General features: G+C 71.4%; 16 protein-coding genes. 8 read left to right on the forward strand and 8 right to left on the reverse strand.

Going from position 1 to position 16,667, the window contains the following annotated elements; all coding sequences use genetic code 11:
• The coding region (locus tag AB0B86_RS10915; protein WP_357417464.1) for a tetratricopeptide repeat protein at window positions 1-1,771 on the reverse strand (1,771 nt) is incomplete at its 3' end.
• Window positions 1,772-1,929: 158 nt separating this feature from the next.
• On the opposite strand from AB0B86_RS10915, the gene AB0B86_RS10920 reads away from it, so the two are divergent.
• The 5 genes from AB0B86_RS10920 to AB0B86_RS10940 all read left to right on the forward strand — a co-directional run bounded on the left by AB0B86_RS10920 (window position 1,930) and on the right by AB0B86_RS10940 (window position 5,421).
• A complete protein-coding gene (locus AB0B86_RS10920; protein WP_357401984.1) occupies window positions 1,930-2,814 on the forward strand; it encodes a pyridoxal-phosphate dependent enzyme in 885 nt (294 codons plus the stop codon).
• A gap of 105 nt (window positions 2,815-2,919) precedes the next feature.
• A complete protein-coding gene (locus AB0B86_RS10925) occupies window positions 2,920-3,246 on the forward strand; it encodes a hypothetical protein (protein ID WP_357417470.1) in 327 nt (108 codons plus the stop codon).
• An 11-nt stretch (window positions 3,247-3,257) separates the two neighbouring features.
• Window positions 3,258-3,476 carry a hypothetical protein gene (locus AB0B86_RS10930; RefSeq protein ID WP_357417473.1) on the forward strand — a complete coding sequence of 73 codons (219 nt, stop codon included), beginning with the start codon at window positions 3,258-3,260 and terminating at the stop codon, window positions 3,474-3,476.
• Between the two features lie 111 nt (window positions 3,477-3,587).
• Window positions 3,588-4,772 carry an MFS transporter gene (locus tag AB0B86_RS10935; protein WP_357417475.1) on the forward strand — a complete coding sequence of 395 codons (1,185 nt, stop codon included), beginning with the start codon at window positions 3,588-3,590 and terminating at the stop codon, window positions 4,770-4,772.
• A 31-nt stretch (window positions 4,773-4,803) separates the two neighbouring features.
• On the forward strand, window positions 4,804-5,421 hold the full coding sequence (locus tag AB0B86_RS10940; protein WP_357417477.1) for a VOC family protein: 618 nt from the start codon (window positions 4,804-4,806) through the stop codon (window positions 5,419-5,421).
• A 49-nt stretch (window positions 5,422-5,470) separates the two neighbouring features.
• Here the strand turns inward: AB0B86_RS10940 and AB0B86_RS10945 are convergent, their stop codons facing one another.
• Window positions 5,471-6,079, reverse strand: coding sequence for a TetR-like C-terminal domain-containing protein (locus AB0B86_RS10945; protein WP_357417480.1), 609 nt, complete (start codon window positions 6,077-6,079; stop codon window positions 5,471-5,473).
• Window positions 6,080-6,195: 116 nt separating this feature from the next.
• On the opposite strand from AB0B86_RS10945, the gene AB0B86_RS10950 reads away from it, so the two are divergent.
• Window positions 6,196-7,206: an aldo/keto reductase gene (locus tag AB0B86_RS10950; RefSeq protein WP_357401974.1), complete on the forward strand. Its 1,011-nt coding sequence runs from the start codon at window positions 6,196-6,198 to the stop codon at window positions 7,204-7,206.
• 8 nt (window positions 7,207-7,214) lie between these two features.
• Here the strand turns inward: AB0B86_RS10950 and AB0B86_RS10955 are convergent, their stop codons facing one another.
• Window positions 7,215-8,807 carry a helix-turn-helix transcriptional regulator gene (locus tag AB0B86_RS10955; protein ID WP_357417483.1) on the reverse strand — a complete coding sequence of 531 codons (1,593 nt, stop codon included), beginning with the start codon at window positions 8,805-8,807 and terminating at the stop codon, window positions 7,215-7,217.
• A gap of 198 nt (window positions 8,808-9,005) precedes the next feature.
• Between AB0B86_RS10955 and AB0B86_RS10960 the strand changes: the two genes are divergently transcribed.
• The gene (locus AB0B86_RS10960; protein WP_357417485.1) at window positions 9,006-9,266 is read left to right on the forward strand and encodes a hypothetical protein; all 261 of its coding nucleotides are present in this window, start codon (window positions 9,006-9,008) and stop codon (window positions 9,264-9,266) included.
• Window positions 9,267-9,279: 13 nt separating this feature from the next.
• Complete coding sequence (locus AB0B86_RS10965) at window positions 9,280-10,413, forward strand: cupin domain-containing protein (RefSeq protein WP_357417488.1); 1,134 nt, start codon at window positions 9,280-9,282, stop codon at window positions 10,411-10,413.
• Between the two features lie 47 nt (window positions 10,414-10,460).
• On the opposite strand, the gene AB0B86_RS10970 is transcribed toward AB0B86_RS10965, so the two are convergent.
• The 5 genes from AB0B86_RS10970 to AB0B86_RS10990 all read right to left on the reverse strand — a co-directional run bounded on the left by AB0B86_RS10970 (window position 10,461) and on the right by AB0B86_RS10990 (window position 16,659).
• The gene (locus AB0B86_RS10970; RefSeq protein WP_357417490.1) at window positions 10,461-11,924 is read right to left on the reverse strand and encodes a PepSY domain-containing protein; all 1,464 of its coding nucleotides are present in this window, start codon (window positions 11,922-11,924) and stop codon (window positions 10,461-10,463) included.
• Window positions 11,925-12,072: 148 nt separating this feature from the next.
• Complete coding sequence (locus tag AB0B86_RS10975) at window positions 12,073-12,693, reverse strand: copper resistance CopC family protein (protein WP_357417492.1); 621 nt, start codon at window positions 12,691-12,693, stop codon at window positions 12,073-12,075.
• Window positions 12,690-13,916 (reverse strand): Dyp-type peroxidase, encoded by a 1,227-nt coding sequence (locus AB0B86_RS10980; RefSeq protein ID WP_357417494.1) that lies wholly within the window; start codon window positions 13,914-13,916, stop codon window positions 12,690-12,692. The genes AB0B86_RS10975 and AB0B86_RS10980 overlap by 4 nt, the downstream gene beginning before the upstream one ends.
• 5 nt (window positions 13,917-13,921) lie before the next feature.
• A complete protein-coding gene (locus AB0B86_RS10985) occupies window positions 13,922-14,521 on the reverse strand; it encodes a copper chaperone PCu(A)C (RefSeq protein ID WP_357417496.1) in 600 nt (199 codons plus the stop codon).
• A 65-nt stretch (window positions 14,522-14,586) separates the two neighbouring features.
• A complete protein-coding gene (locus AB0B86_RS10990) occupies window positions 14,587-16,659 on the reverse strand; it encodes a copper resistance protein CopC (protein ID WP_357417498.1) in 2,073 nt (690 codons plus the stop codon).
• Between the last annotated feature and the right edge of the window lie 8 nt (window positions 16,660-16,667).

The raw sequence follows: 16,667 nt of genomic DNA on the forward strand, positions 1-16,667 counted from the left end.
ACGCGTCGAAGCGGCGTAGTCGGCGCAGTTGGATGTTGCGCTGGGCGAGTGCCCATTCGTGGTGTGGGTCGATGGTGAGGGCCTGTTCGAATGCCTCGAGCGCTCGTTGGTGGTCGTACCGGTCGTCGTGCACGTAGCCGAGTTCGAGGTACGGCTGGGGTGAGTCCGGCCGTGCCTCCATTGCCTGTCGGGCGGCCTGTTCCGCGTCGTCGAAGCGGCGTAGTTGGCGCAGTTCGGTGATGCGCTGGGCGAGTGCCCATTCGTGGTGTGGGTCGATGGTGAGGGCCTGCTCGAATGCCTCGAGCGCTCGTTGGTGGTCGTGCCGGCCGTCGTGCAGGTAGCCGAGTTCGAGGTATGGCTGGGCCAGGTCGGGGCGCTTTTCGGTGGCCTGTCGGATGGCCGCCTCGGCTTCGTCGAAACGTCGTCGATTTCGCAGTTTTCTGATGCGCCAGGCGAGCGCCAATCCGTCCGCCGGATCGATCACGAGGGCTTGGTCGACAGCCGCCAGAGAGCTTTCATGATCGTGCTGATCGTCGTGCACATAGGCCAGTTGACAGTAGAGGTCAGGTGAGTCGGGGCGTCGCTCGATCGCCTGACGCGCGGCCTCCTCGGCTTCATCGATACGGTGTAACCGCCGTAGGAGGCTCACGTGCGAGGAGAGTGCCCACTCGTGCCCGGGATCGATATCGAGTGCCCGACCGAACGCCGCCTGGGCGCGTACGAGGTCGTGCTGGTCTTCGTACACGAAACCCAGTTCAACCTGCATCTGCGGCAGTAGAGGCGCTCGGGTGACCGCCTCCAGGGCGCTCCGCTCGGCCTCGGCCCACCGCCGGAGATTTCGCAGTTCGGTGGTACGCCACTCAAGCGCGTCGGTGTTGAACGGGTCGATCGTGAGGGCCTGTTCGAAGCCGGCCAGGGACTCCTCGAACTTGTAGCTCTCGTCGAGGACGTGCGCCAGCCCTACCCAGAGGCGTGGGTCCGCGGGGTTGCGGGCAAGCGCGGCCTCCGCGAGCCCCTGTGCCTCCTCGGCCCTGCCCAGAGCGGACAGCGCCTCGAGCCGCAACGGCAGGGCCGGCGGCTCCTCGTCAGTCGCTGTGCCGAGTTGTGTGATCACCGCCTCGAACTGGTAGCGATCGAGAAGGCTCCGGGCGTATTCGACCCGTACGGCGTCGGCGATCATCCCGGCTGTGGCGACCAGCGTGTCGATGTCGTCGAACCTGCGTACACAGCGCAGACCGTGCAGCAGCCACCTGAACGGCCGCGGGTCGTCCCGATCGAGCGCGTGGGCTTCGCGGAAGTACGGTAACGACTCCTCGAACCGGTACTGATCGACGAGCAGCCGTCCGGACGCGACGCGCACCAGTGGGCTCGCCGGAAACGCCGCAGCGGCCTCGGTCGCCACCGTCGCGGCGTCATCGTGGTGCCGGCCACGGCTCAGACTGGCGACCAGCCAGGCAGACAGCTCGGCTGAAGCGCCATGCCGCTCGTGGGCCTGACGGAGCACCTCGGCCGCATCGTCGGGTCGGTGCACGGCGAGTAGTACCCGCGCGCGGGCGATCGCCAGCGCGGCGGGTTCCGCGTCCCCGGTCGGCGCGGCTTCGAGCATTCGCAGCGCTTCGCTCGTCCGCCCGGAACGCCGGAGCTCGTCGACACGCCGCGGTAGGTCGTCGTCGCGCCACAGCGGGCTGTCGGTCGAGCCTGGTGCCTGCGCCGCCGCGTCGACGGGGCGTGGCTGGCGGGGCACAGCCCGGTCGAGCGGCTTCTCGGACATCAAGCAACTCCTCCGCCTGTCCCGTGCGAGGCAACGGCTAATGATTCATGCCGCCTGATCGCAGTGCTGTCGGTTACGCGACCCATCGCGGCCGGTCGCCACCGGCCACCTGCGGTCGAGGAACTACATGCGGAGCAGCGGGGTGGTTAGCTACCTGGGTGACTACCCCTGTTTCCCTCGGCACGTGGCCGACACCGGTGGAGGCCGCGCCCCGCCTCGCCGCCCGGCTGGGGCTGGCCGAACTCTGGTTCAAGCGCGACGACCTCAACGGCCTCGGCGGCGGTGGCAACAAGATCCGCAAACTGGAGTACACCTGCGCCGAGGCTCTCGCTGCCGGTGCCAGCACGGTCATCACCTCGGGTGCGCCGCAGAGCAACCACGCCCGGCTCACCGCTGCCGCCGCCGCCCGGCTCGGTCTCGGCTGCGTACTGGTGCTCGCCGGCCCGCCCGCCGAGCAGCGGCGGGGCAACCTGCTTCTCGACGGGCTCGCCGGCGCGGAGGTCGTCTGGGGTGGGGATCGCCCGCTCGCCGAGGTGGTGGCGGCCGAGGCGGAGCGGCGGTCGGCGTGGGTGATCCCGTTCGGCGGCACCGCACCCGGGTCGGTCGCTGGTTACGTGAATTGCGGCCGGGAGTTGCGGGCCCAGGTGCCGGAGATCGACGGGACCGACGTCGTGGTGGCGCTCGGCTCGGGCGGCATGATGGCCGGGTTGGTACGCGAGTTGGGGGCCGCGCGAGTGGTCGGCGTGGATGTCGGTGCCCTGCCGGACGCGCGGGCGACAGTCGCCAAGTTGCTCGACGGCGAGGTCGAGCCGGACGCGCTGCGGATCGACGGCTCCCAGGTGGGCGCCGGCTACCGCACTCTCACCGACGGCGCTCGGGCCGCGATGGAGACGACCGCACGCGAGGAGGGCGTCTTCCTGGACCCGACGTACACCGGCCGGGCGATGGCGGGGCTGCTGGCCGGCAGCTTCCCGCACGGCGACCGGGTGGTCTTCCTGCACAGCGGGGGACTGCCGGGGCTCTTCGGGCACCCCGAGGTCTAGCCGAGTAGTTCCCCATCCTGGTCCGGGCCGTGGCCGGCGCTGACTGTCGGTCACCTCGGTCGGGGACGGATGCGGTAACGGGTGGTATAACCCAGAGTCATATTCATGCCGCTGAGGTATACCGCCCGGCTACCCGCGTCAGGCGTTGGTCAGGTGCTCGGGGTGGTCGTGGACGAACTCGGCGAAGGTCCGCGGCTGCCGACCGACGATCCGGGCGACGTGGTCGTTAGTGAAATCGCCCCACCCGGAACCGTAGGCAACCCGGTACTCGGCGAGAACCTCGGCCGACCACTCGTCGAGACCCGCCTGGAGCAGGCCGTCGCGTGTCTGTTCCGGGCTCTGCGGTACGTACGTGACCGGCTGTCCGAGCGTCCGGGTGATGTCCTCGGCGGCCTGGCCCAGGTGATGCTCTCCGGCCCGGTCGGCGTGTAGATGGTGCCCTCGTGCCGCTCGGGGTTCCTGAGGATCGCCGCCCCGGCCGCGGCGATGTCCCGGACGTCGATCAGACCGACCCGGGCATCGCCGAAGACCCCGTAGAGGTGCTCTCCGGCCTTGGAGAAGAGCTGGTTCTGCTCGGCGCCGAGCTGTACCGCACCTTCCGCAGCGCACTGGGCCGGAGCGTGGCGAGCCTGCCGGCCACCGGTCACGACACCGAGGGCTGATCCGGAGTCGCCCGCCGCGCCCGCATGTGACGGCGCAGAGCGGGTACCCGGCCGTCGCGCACCAGGAGATCTCCGGTTTCACAGTCGTCACCGCAGCCGAGGAGCACCGACATGCCGACCGCCGGGAGGCCCCGACTCTCGCCGAGCGTCTCCCTGGTGCTGTTGGCGTCGATCCTGGTGTCGTTCCTGGCCGCGTCGGCCGCGCCGACCCCGCTCTACGGCACCTACCAGGAACGCTGGCACTTCTCAGCGGTCACGACCACTGTGGTGTTCGCCGTCTACGCGCTCGCCGTGCTGGCGTCGCTGCTCACGTTCGGCAAGTTGTCGGACCATGTGGGTCGTCGACCGGTCCTGGCGGTGGCGATCGCGGTGCAGATGCTCTCGCTCGTCGTCTTCATCTTCGCCAACGGCGTACCCGCGCTGCTTGTCGCCCGGCTGCTCCAGGGCCTGGCCGCCGGTGCCGCCACCGGCGCCGTCGGGGCCGGGATGCTCGACATCGACCGGGCGCGCGGCACGCTCGCGAACTCCATCGCCCCCGGCCTCGGCACCGGGAGCGGCGCCCTGCTCTCGGCGCTGCTCATCGACTTCCTGCCCGCGCCGACGCGGCTGGTGTACGTCGTCCTCCTGGTGATCCTCCTGGTCCAACTCGTCGGGGTCGCGCTGATGCCGGAGACGGTCACGCCGATGGCGGGAGCGCGCCGAAGCCTGCGCCCGGAGATCACCCTGCCGCGCGCCGTACGCGGACCGTTGCTCGCCGTCGTTCCGGTGCTGTTCGCGGTCTGGGCGCTGGCCGGCTTCTTCGGGGCGCTCGGACCGGCCCTGGTGCGCAGCCTCATGAACACGTCGATAGTGGTCGGCGGGCTGGTCCTCTTCGTCTTCGCGGTCTTCGGGTCGATCGCCGTCGTGCTGCTGCGCAACGCCGCCGCCCGGACGGTGATCGTGACCGGGATCGTCGCCCTCGTGCTTGGCATGATCGTCACGTTGGTGTCGGTGATGGCGGAGTCCGTTCCGGGATTCTTCGTCGGTCTCGCGCTCGGCGGCGTCGGCTTCGGTGGCGGATTCCAGGGCAGCCTCAAGACGATCACGCCGCTGGTGGAGGCGCACGAGCGCTCCAGCGTGCTGTCGCTGCTCTACGTCGTCTGCTACGTCGGATTCGGCCTCCCGACGGTGATCGCCGGCTTCCTGGTGGTCTACGCGGGCGGCCTGCCGCAGACCGCCGACGAGTACTCAGTGGCCGTCATCCTCCTTGCCGTGGTCGCCCTGTTCGGGGTGCGCAGGGCCAGGAGGGCCGGCTGACCGCAGGTTCAGCGATCGGGAGGGGAACGCGATGAGCCCGAAAAGCGCCATGGGCGACACGAGCATCGAGAACGTCGACGTCAAACTTGAGGTGATCGTCATCCCGGTGGCGGATGTCGACCGCGCGAAGGCGTTCTACAGGCGCCTCGGGTGGCGGCTCGACCAGACCCCGCCCGGCATCGTCCAGTTGACGCCGCACGGTTCCGGATGTTCTGTCCAGTTCGGCCCGGGGCTCACTCCGGCGGCGCCCGGGTCGGCCATGGCGTACCTGGTCGTCGCCGACCTTGCGGCGGCCCGTGACGCCCTGGTCGCCGCCGGCGTCGAGGTGGGTGGGCTCTTCCACGTCGGCCCGGACGGACCTGTCGACGGGCTCGACCCGGAGCGGCGCAGCTACGTCTCACGGGCCACGTTCCACGACCCGGACGGCAACACCTGGCTCATGCAGGAGATCACCACCAGGCTGCCGGGGCGCATCGAGGGCGGGCTGACGTCGTTCGGTTCCGCCAGCGACCTGGCGAGCGCGCTGCGCCGCGCGGCTGCCGCCCACGGCGAGCACGAGGAGCGCACCGGTAAGCGGGACGACAACTGGCCCGACTGGTACGCGACGTATCTGGTCAGCGAGCAGTCCGGGGCCAAACCGCCCGAGTGAGCCCGGAACCGGACGTCGTGTCACCCGCGTCCCCGCGACCGCCGATTCGTCAGCGCAGTCCGCGGATCAGGTTGTCGACAAGGGTGCGGGCGAAGTCCTCGGTAAGCGGCAGGTCGGGGACCAGGAGCCGGTGGTAGCAGGCACCCCAGAGTTGGTCGACGACGGATTCCCTGTCGATGTCGGCGCGCAACTGCCCACGGGACACGGCTCTGCCGAGGGTTTCCACAGCGAGTGCGCGGCGGGGGCCGGAGTAACGCTCCCGGTAGGCGGCGGCCAGGTCCGGGTCGGTCTGCGCCTGGCCGATGAGTTGGCTGATGACCCGCCCGGCGGAGGTGTCCCGGACCAGGTCGACGAAGGCGACGAGTTGGTCGGTCAGGTCGGCGACGATGTCGCCGGTGTCGGGGAAGGCCAGGGTGGGTGCGACGACTGTGAAGTAGCCGTCCAGGGCGAGCGCTCCCCGCGACGGCCACCACTTGTAGATCGTCATCCGGCTGGCCCCCGCCTGGGCCGCGACCTTCTCGATGGTGAAGCCGGCCATGCCCTCGGCCAGCAGGAGTGCTCCGGCTGCCGTGAGGATCTCCGCGCGTACCTGCTCGGCGGGGCGACGGCCACGACCACGGCGCGGTGGGGTGTGGGCGTCCGGCGTGAGTTGGGCCACTGGTCCTCCGCAATAAATGGACGCTGTGTCCACAGGATGGTTATATGGACACAGCGTACACAGCGGTGCTCGACCTCAGGGACGCGCCGCGACGGCGACCGAAGGAGACGAGAAACATGACGGCTCTACCACGGCGACGGCTGGGTGCCTCCGGGCCGGAGGTGTCGATCATCGGGCTGGGCGCGATGGGCATGTCCGATCTGTACGGGCCCGCCGACGAGGCCGAGAGCGTGGCGACGCTGCACGCCGCCATCGACGCCGGCGTGAACCTGGTCGACACCGGGGACTTCTACGGCTCGGGCCACAACGAGATGCTGATCGGCCGGGTGCTGCGCGAGCGGCGTCGGGACGAGGTGGTGCTCAGCGTGAAGTTCGGCGCACGCCGGACACCGGACGGCGGGTTCCAGGCCGCACCGTACGACGTGTCGGCGGCGGCGGTGAAGGACCGGCTGGCGTACTCATTGCGCCGGTTGGGCACCGACCACATCGACATCTACCGCCCGTCCCGGCTGAACCCGCAGGTGCCGATCGAGGAGACCGTCGGCGCGCTGCTGGAGATGCAGCAGGCCGGCTACATCCGGCACATCGGGCTCTCCGAGGTGGGCGCGGACACCATCCGCAGGGCGGCGGCCGTCGCGCCGATCAGCGACCTCCAGATCGAGTACTCGCTGCTGTCCCGGGGCCCCGAGGCCACGATCCTGCCGACGCTGCGGGAGCTGGGCATCGGGCTGACCGCCTACGGGGTGCTGTCCCGAGGGCTGCTGAGCGGGCACTGGTCGGCCCAGCGTGAGCTGCCCGGCACTGACTTCCGGGCGAACAGCCCCCGGTTCCAGGGCGAGCACCTGGCCGCGAACCTGCGCCTGGTGGAGGCGCTGGGCCGGGTCGCGCAGCGGCTGGGGGCGACCACCAGCCAGGTGGCGATCGCCTGGGTGGCCGCGCAGGGCGGGCAGATCGTGCCGCTCGTCGGCGCGCGGCGACGCGACCGGCTGACCGAGTCGCTGGCCGCGGCCGATCTGGTGCTGGACCGGGAGGCACTCGACGAGATCGAGCGGGCCGTGCCGGCCGGTGCCGCCTCCGGCGAGCGGTACGCGGCGCAGATGATGGGCATGCTCGACAGCGAGAAGTGACGGGAAGGTCAGCCGATTTTCGCCCTGTACCGGTCCCAGGCGCGGACCAACTGCATCCGGTTGTGGATGCCCAGCTTGTGATAGATGGAGCGGAGCTGCGTGTCCACGGTGTGGAAGGAGACGAAGAGGGTGTCGGCCGCCTCCTTCTTCGTGGCGCCGGCCGCCAGCACCTCGGCCACCCGTTCCTCGGCCGGGGTGAGCGTGCCGAAACCGGTCCGCTGCGGCTCGTCGGTCGACGGCCGGTGCCGTGGGGTGGCGGCGAGTGCCACGCACCGCCGGTCGGCTGTCGCCTGGTCGCCCGGTGCACCGATGCGGGCGTAGAGCGCGGCTGCCTCGTGCGCGGCATCCCACGCCTCGGTCCGGCGCAGCCGAGGACTGTTCGCCAGGTCGAGCAGCGCGTCGGCGAGCGCCGGCCGGGCGCTGGTCGTGCGCAGCCCGTCGACCGCCGAGCGCAGCGCGTCCGGGTCACGATCGAGCAGGCCCCTGGTCTGCGCGGCCAGCGCGCGCCAGAGCGGGACCGGTGTACGGGTGGCCACCAGCTCGACCAACTCGGTGACCCGGCGGGCCGCCCGGGTGTCGCCGACGGCCATCGCCGCGCGCACCAGTCGAGGGCCGAACTGCGGCACGGGCAGCAACTGTCGCACCGACCGGTGCAGGTCAGCGACGACTCGGTCGAGCAGTCGCGCCGGCGCACTGAAAGCGGGGTCGCGGACCGCGACACAACACGCCACCGTCCACGTCGTACTGTCCGGCCACCGTCTCGGCCCGAGGCACGGGCGCAGGACGGCGCGGGCGGCGTCGTGGTCGCCACCGCGGTAGCGCACCTCGGCGATTACCGCGACCAGCAGGGCACGCACCTCCGGGCTGAGGTCCGTCGAGTCCGACCCGAGCGCCGTGACAGCCAGCGCACCCGCTTCGGGCAACTCTCCCACCGCGACCATCCGTAGGCAGTCCAGCGCGGTCAGGCTGCCGCTCGCCTGGGTGCCGGGCCACGTCGTCTCGTCCGACGACGTCGCGCTCCGCGCGTCCTGGTGTCGGCCCAGGCCCAGGTGCACAAGGATCCGCTCTGCCCGGATGGCGATGGCGTCGCGCCGTGCCACCCGGACATCCGGGTCCAGAGCCGCGAGCACGGCGTCGGCCCCCGGGAGGTCGCCGTACGACAGCGACCGAGCCGCCCGACCGAGCGCGAGGTGGCGACCGGATGAGCTGTCACCCGATGCCGCGTGCGCGGTGCCCGCGTCGCGGAGCAGGGCATCGGCGTCCGGATGGCCGATACGCGAAGCCACCGCGGCGATCATGGCCAGCAGAGTGCACCGGCTCCGGTGGTCCAGGCCCTGGTCGAGCGTCTCCCGCAGGCCAGCGAGGGCAACCGACGGTTGCTCCCGGGCGGCGACCTGCGCCAGTCGCCCGAGCACCTCGGCCCGGTGGTGGTCGCCGTGCCGGTGCTCGGCGATCTCCGCCGCCAGGACGCGCAGCGCCGCAGTCCCGCCCCCGGCGAGCCGGAGTTGGTCCGCCGTGGCGAACAGCGAACGCCGGCGTTGCTCGGCGTTGGCGAGATCGTCAGCCGGGAACGTGCCGGCGTCGAGGGATGATTCGGACAATGGCGTTCTCCCGGTGGTGACCCGGCGCGTCGACATGCGGTCCTGCGACCGAGCCTAACCACGGCGTCCGGAGCGGGCGAGCAGATCGACGAACCGGCCCGATTGCGCTGGATGGCCCGTGGCGTCCTCTATCTGACCTGTGGTGATGGCGCGATCACGGGATGCGACGACGGCGGTCGGGACCCGATCATCGAGGGTATGACCCCATCGACCCAGCTTCCCGGCCGGCACCGACTCCGGGTCGTACTGCTGGCGCTCGTCCTCTTCGCCAGCACCGGGGCGGGTGGTCACGCTCCGCCGTGGACCCGCCTGGTGCTGGGGGCGACCGCGGTAGCGATTCCGCTCGCGATAGGAGTCCAGTACGGCTGGATCGGGGTGCGTGCCCTGCTGGGGCTCTCGTCCCGGTTCCGGCCGCGCGGCGGATCCGTTCCCGCGCCCGGTCCGATCCAACCCGAGTGAGGAGTCAGCGACCATGGCGAACCCCGATCCCCAGCCGCGGCGCGGCGATCAGGGCGGGCCGCCCTTCGCGGGCCGCAATGTCGAACTCGAACGGCAGAACCCCGATCTGTTGGTGCCACCGACCACCGACAGCCGGCTGGTGCCCAATCTGAAGTTCTCGTTCTCCCAGGCGCACACCCGGGTGGAGAAGGGCGGCTGGACCCGTGAGGTCACCAACCGCGACCTGCCCATCGCCACCCAGTTGGCAGGTGTCCAGTTCGGCCTGGAGCCGGGCGCGTACCGGGAGATCCACTGGCATCAACAGTCGGAATGGGCGTACGTGCTCAGCGGTAGTTGCCGGATCAGCGCGGTCGACCATGAGGGACGCAACTTCATCGAGGACGTCAAGGCCGGTGATCTGTGGTTCTTTCCGCAGGGCGTGCCCCACAACATCCAGGCGCTCGCCGACGGCTGCCAGTTCCTGCTGGTCTTCGACGACGGCGGCTTCTCGGAGAACAACACGTTCCTGCTCAGCGACTTCTTCGCCCACACGCCTCGGCACGTCCTGGCGAAGAACTTCGGTTGGACGCTTGAGCAGTTGGAGAACCTGCCCGAGCGGGAGAAGTACATCTTCCAGGGCGACGTTCCACCGCCCCTGCAACAGGACCGCGTGGTCAGCCCCACCGGCGACATCCCGCGCAGTTTCAAACACCGGATGACCGCCCAGACACCGCAGCGTTTCCGGGGCGGAACGGTCCGGATCACCGACTCGACCAACTTCGCGGCGTCCGTGACCACCGCCGCCGCCCTGGTGGAGGTCGAGCCCGGTGGGATGCGTGAGTTGCACTGGCATCCCACCACCGACGAGTGGCAGTACTACATCTCCGGAACCGGTCGGATGGGTGTCTTCGCGTCGCAGGCCGCCGCCCGGACGTTCGACTTCCAGGCCGGCGACGTGGGCTACGTGCCATTCGCGTACGGCCACTACATCGAGAACACAGGTGACGAACCGCTGGTGTTCCTGGAGATGTTCCGGCATCCGCGCTTCGAGGACATCTCGGTGATGCAGTGGATGGCCAACACGCCCCACGAGATCATCGCGGACACGATAAACGTGCAGAAGTCGCTCGTCGACGGGTTGCCGACCACCAAGCAGGTGGTGATCTGACCGCGTCAGGTCCGGCCGTCCAGGCAACGGACGGCCGGACCGGCGGGTCAACGTCCGACGGGCGCCGGCGAGGTGGGCGCCTGGGCGGGTCGCCGGCGTCGAGACACCGCGCCCACGGCGACGTCGATGACGAGGAAGGCGAGCAGGGTGAGCCCGAACAGGGGCAGCGCCCAGCCGATCGCCACGGTCACCGGTACGCCGATCAGCAGTGCCCAGAGCGGGAGCCCGCGTACGCCGCCTCGGGCCGGCGGGGTGCCGGCGAGGGCGCGTCGGCCGGTGCGGGTGGGTCGGCGTTGCCACCACATCCGGTAGCCCCAGCCGATGACGCAGAGCAGTCCGAGCGCCAGCGCGGCGAGCAGGATCTGATTGACCAGGCCGAAGAGCAGACCCATGTGGGCCTGGACGCCGAGACCGCTCAGTTTGGCAAGCAGGGGCCAGTCGGCGAAGTCGCTACGGGCGGTGACAGTGCTGGCGGCCGGGTCGACGGCGACGCGGTCCTTGGCGACCGGCCAGGCGTTGTCGACCTGCGTGACGGTCCAGGCGAGGCCCGGCTCCGGTGCGGGGACGATCTCGACCGGCCCGGAGAGTCCCGCTTCGCGGGCGACTGTCAGGACCCGGTCGAAGGCCGCCGACTCGACAGTTCCGCCCTCGCCGGCGTCACCGTGGTGGTGACCGCCGCCCGCCTCGGCGGGGACGGCGGTGAGGCTTGTGGAGATCTCCGGCGTGCGGGCACTGAGCGCGTCGAGGCCGGAGGTGAAGTTCGCGCCGGCGTAGCGGGACCAGGTCAGGCCGGTGGCAGAGAGGAAGAGCAGGCCAACGGCGAGCCAGACGCCGGTGGTGGCATGCCAACCCCGGGTACGGCGAACGCCCCGGCCCGAGGAGAGGTCGGGCACGAGCAGGTGCCGGGCGGTGGCTCGGGCGGTGCCGCGTCGGCGCCACCAGAGCATGACCCCGCCGAGGGTCATCACCCACAGCCAGCTCGCGGCCAGCTCGGAGTAGTGCTCGCCCACCGTGCCCAGGTGCAGGTGGCGGTGCAGGTCGTCCAGCCACGTCGCGGCGGGCGTGGAGCCGAACCAGGTGGTGAGCTGCCCCTGGGACTCGGCGGTGTACGGGTTGACGTAGACGGTGTGCTGCTTCTCGCCGAGTTCCGGCAGGGAGAACACCACCTTGGTGGTCCGGTCGCCGTCACCGGGCTGCACGGCGCTGATGATGCCGGCCGGGTGCGCGTTCCGGGCGGCCCCGACCTGTTCGGCCAACGGGAGCTGACGTTCACCCACCTCAGTGACGGTCAGTTGGTCGCCGTAGAGCATCGCGTCGAGCTGCGGGGTGGTGGTGTAGGCGAGCCCGGTCAGCGCGGCGACCACCAGGAACGGGGCGACGAGGATGCCGGCGTAGAAGTGCAGTCGCAGCAGCAGCGCGCCGAACGGTGACGTGCGCCGGGGCGGGCGGGCGGTCTCCGCGGGTGTCGTTGGTGGTGGCGTCGCCGCGCCGGACAAATCGGTAAGAGACATGGTGATCCGATCGGATGGGTAGGGAAGCACACGAAGGCCCTTCCCGTACTGGTCTGGTCGCCCGGTGGTGTGTCGCGTCGGCCCTCTTTGGTAGTCGGGCCACCGGGGCTGCCGGTTCCCGACCAGGTGGAGGGTCCAGTCCCCGAGGTCAGGGCTGGTCGGGCTCGCCAGCGCGGCCGGGCACGGCGGCCCGCCGCCACCGCAGTCCGGCCGCCACCGCGACGAGAACGGCCAGCGCGGCACCCGCGACGAGGACGCCGGCACCCGGGCCGCCGCCGCTCTTCACCGCCGCGATGGCGGACGGGGTGACCGCCGACGTGCCGACGCCGGCAACCGGCGCTGCGCTGGACGTGGGGTCGGCCACAGTGAACGGGTACGACCCCTGGACCGGGTGCCCGTCGGTGGAGACGACCCGGTAGGCGACCGTGTACCTGCCGTTGGGCAGCGTGTCGGTCACCGGGACCGTGCTCCTCGCCCCGGTGACCACCGGCTCGCCGGTGGCGAGCTTCCGGCTGGCGGTGTCGGTGAGCACGATGGTCGTGAACGTGGGGTCCAGCCGTTGCAGGAATTCGAGGACGATCTCGGTCGGTGCGCTCGGTACTGTCGCGTCCCGAGCCGGCGTCGAGGACTTGAGCGAGTTGTGCGCCCAGGTCGGGGCGGCCGGGATGAGCAGCGCCACGACGACGGCGAGCACCGCCGCGCCGAGCCGGACGGCGGTGGGGTGGAGTGGCCGTACGCGCCTGCTGCGGTCTGCGGTTGGCGCGGTCATCCGAGCACCTGCTCGCCGATCCAGCCACCCGGTGGACATCCGGGTGGGACGGCGAAGACGGCGGACCCGATCGGCGTGGTCCATTCGTTGAGCAGGTCCCGCTCGGCCAGCCGGCGTTGGATGGGCAGGAACTGCCGGGCGATGTCGGCCTGGAACGAGGTGAAGATCAATCCGCTGTCGGCGTGACCCTCGGCCGTCGGCACACCGTCGTAGTTGTAGGGCCGGCGCAGGATCTTCAGCCGGTCGTCGGTGACTCGGGCCCGGGTGAGGTGGGAGAAGTCGGGGATGACGGTGAGCCCGTCCGGGCCGGTGGCGGCGAAGTCGGGCTCGTCGTGTTCGACGGTGCCGGTCAGGGGGGCGCCGGTGTCGAGCCGCCGCCCGATGGCGAGTTCGCGATCGTCGCGCCCGAGCAGGTCCCAGGTCTCCATGTTCATGCTGATCCGCCGCACCACCACTGTGCTGCTGTCGCGAAGCCACGCCGGGCCGTCCGGCACCCAGAGGGCGGTGTCCAGCGGGGTGCCGGGCCGGGGGTTGGCGGTGCCGTCGAGCTGGCCGAACAGGTTGCGTTGCGTGTGGCCGCCCGGCTCGACGCCGGGGCTGCGCCGGAAGCCCCGCTGGACCCACCGGACGGTGGCGAAGGGCCGGCTGTCCTTGAGAAGCACTCGTTGGGCGTGGGCGACGGTCACCGCGTCGTCCGCGCAGATCTGCACCAGCAGGTCGCCGCCGGACCAGGCCGCCTGGAGGCGGTCGACGCGGAACGATGGCAGGTCGCTGACCGAGGCGGGCCGCCGATCGTCGACACCGGCGGCCCGGTACAGGCCGGGGCCGAAGCCGAAGGTCACGGTCAGCCGGGCCGGCAGCAGCCCGAGTTCCGCCTCGGTGTCGGCCAACGCGGGCTGGCCCTGGGTGAGCCGGACCGCGTCGTCGGTGAGCAGACGCAGCATCCGACCCAGCGCGGCCCGGTCGGTGCCGGCCCGCAGGGTCAACGCGACGAATGCCGCGTGCGCCTGCGGCTCGGTGGCGACCCCGGCCTGCCGGGCACCGTGAAACGGCTCGACCAGGCCGCCGACGCCCGCCACCGGCGTGGTGTCGGCAGCCGTCTGTGGTTGCCCGCCGTCGGTACGGGTCGCGGTGATGGTTGCCGCGCCGGTCACGGCGCCGCCGACGGCCAGGGCCCCGCCGGTGAGCAGGCCACGCCTGCTCACCGGTCGGACCTGTGACATCTCGGTCACGATGCCGGGCTCATGCTCATCCCCGGCGTCGCGCTCGTGCCGGGCATGGACTCGCCGTGCCCGGGGGCGTAGCTCTCCTGCGCGCCGGTGAACGGCTTGGCCACCGCGCGGAACTGCTGGGTCCGGCCATCGGCGAAGGTCAGGGTGAAGGTCAGCTCGTCGCCGGCCTGGACTGGCCTGGTGAGGTCCATCAGCATCAGGTGATCGCCGCCGGGCTCCAGCGCGTGCGTGCTCTTCGCCTTGATCACGACGCCGCCCTGCTTGGCCTGCATGACCATCTTGCCGTCCTTCATGGCCATCTCGTGCAGCTCCATCGGCGACACCGAGGTCGCGGCACCGGTCACCGTGACATCGCTGTCGCCGTCGTTGACCAGGGTCCCGAAGGCCGCCGTCATCCCCTTGTCGGCGGCCTTCACCCACGGGTCACGAATGCCGAGCACAGCGGCGTCCGGGTTGGCCGACGTCGACGCGGACGGACTGGCCTGCCCGGTCGACGGGGCGTCGGACGAGTCGCAACCAGCGACGCCCACCGCCAGGATCGCGGCGGTGAGGACGATGGCCGAGCGGCGTGAACCGAGCGGGCTGGTGGTGCGCATGTGTTCTTCCTCCGATGATCGCTGCTGGCTGGATGGTCGGCCGCGACGGGGAGAAAGTTCCGGTCTCAGGGCACGTTGATCGTGAACTCGGCGGTGTGCACCTTTCCGGCGATCTGGAAGTCGAAGAAGGCCCGGAACCGGCCCGAGCTGGGGGCGGTCAGCCAGAACTTGACCGACCCGTCGACCAGCTCCGGCTCGGGATGGACGTGCACGTACCCGAGGTCGCCCTCGCGGACGACGACCAGGTGCCCGAAAGCGCCGAGGTACGGCTCCACCTGCGCGGGTGTGGTCGGGCCGGCGCTGACCTGGAAGAACATCGGCGCCGTCACCCCCACCGTCGGAGTGCCGTTCATCGACACCGCGTACCGCCCGGCCGTCGCCTGGGCCTGCGCCGGCGGCAGCGCCGTCGGGGTGTGCGTGCCGGGCACTGTGTGGTCGACGCCCAGCACGAGAGGCAGCTGCGTGCCGTTGGCCGCGGTCACGGAGAAGTCGGCGTAGACGCGGTAGCCACCGGGTCGGGCCAGCGTCAGGGGGACGCTCCAGGTGCCGTCGGACGCCATCGTCGGGTGCAGGTGCTGGTAGCCGGACAGGTCACGGCCGACCACGATCAGGTGCAACGGCTTGTCGTGGACGACCGCGAAGCGGGTCGCCGGCTGCCGGTCGGTCCCGACGATGCGGAACCGGTAGTCCGCGCGTACCCCAGGCGGTTGGGACCGCTCCAGCGGTTGCAGGGTGTACCCGCCGGCGCTGACCATGGTCCCGGTCGCCAGCGTCTCGCCCGTCGCGGTGTCACCCCGATGTGTGTGCGGCCCGGTACCCGCCGGGTGTTGGTGCCCATCGGCCGCGGACACCGCCTGCTCGGAGGCGGACGGACCGCCCGCCGGTTGCCGGGCGTTGTCCGCCCGGCCCTGGTCGCCGGTGCCGATGCGGGCCAGCCCGAACCCGGCCAGCAGGGCGAGCACCAGCCCACCGACGAGCAGCGCCAGGTGGGCGTTGCTCAGCCGGGACCCGGGTGCCACGGCGGCCAGGTCCGTGTCGGACCGAGGTCCGGCATCGACAGCCGATCCGTCGTCAGTGGTGGCGCGGTCCGTCGCTGCCTGATCGGCCGGCGTCGGATCGGCAGCGACGCCCGTGCGGGCCGCGACGACCGTGTTGCTCTTGCGCGCGGCCGGCCCGGTGGTGGGTCGCCTCTTGTCGCCCGCGGCCTGCGCAACGCCGCCGGTCGCCGCGCCGGCCTTGCCGGTGGCCGTCGTGCGAGCGCTGGCCCGGCCAGTGCCCGCCTTTCCTCCGCCGGCCTTGCCCCCGCCGGTCCTGTTCGTGGTACGGGCACCGCCGCCGCGTCGACCGGAGGCCGCCGGCGAGGTACGGCCCCGGCCCGTGGGCTTGCCGGTGGAGGCCGTTCGGCGACGCCAGAGGACGAATCCGGCCGCCGCTCCGGCCGCCGCGATCGCCGCCGCCCAGCCGGCCCAGGTCGGTACTCCGGAACCACTCTCGTCGGTCGACCCGCTGGGCGGGCCCGCCGCCGCCCCGGACGCCGGGGTCACCGGCTCAGCCGAGGTGGTCGGCACCGCCGACGCCTGCCCGGATGACCCTTGCTGCTCGGTGGCGGCCACCAGCGCCGGGTCCGGTTGGTTCGTCGGAGGGCTCCACCCCTTGGGTGCGGCCGTCACCCGTCCGTCGTAGCGGAAGGTCAGGGTGCCCCGCACGGTGTCGCCGTCCGAGGCGACCGACAGGTAGCTGACCGAGTACTGCCCCTTGGCCGGCAGGTGGGTGACGGCCACCGTCGCCGGGAACCCGGTCGTGTACTCCCGTGGCTCGAACTGCCCGTTGACCAGGAAGTACTCCCGTACCGGCTTATCGAGAGGCGTCGGCTCCCCATACGACCAGCCGTTGTCGACCCGGATGCCACCCGGCGCGGTGACCGTGAAGAACGCGTTGGCAGCGGCCTTCTCGGTGAAGAAGAGCTGCACCGACGTCAACGGCTCGCGCACCGTGGCGCCACCCGCCGGCGTGGACATGGCGAGAGTCCCGTGAGCCGCGGCGGATTGGGCGGACACGAGGAGGGCGACCGCCGAGGCGAGGAGGAACGCGAGGAGGCCCGAGACCACCCGCCCGCAAGTCTGGGGGAGACGACGCATCTGCATAT

The organism is Micromonospora sp. NPDC049047 (genome assembly GCF_040649135.1).
Taxonomy (GTDB): domain Bacteria; phylum Actinomycetota; class Actinomycetes; order Mycobacteriales; family Micromonosporaceae; genus Micromonospora.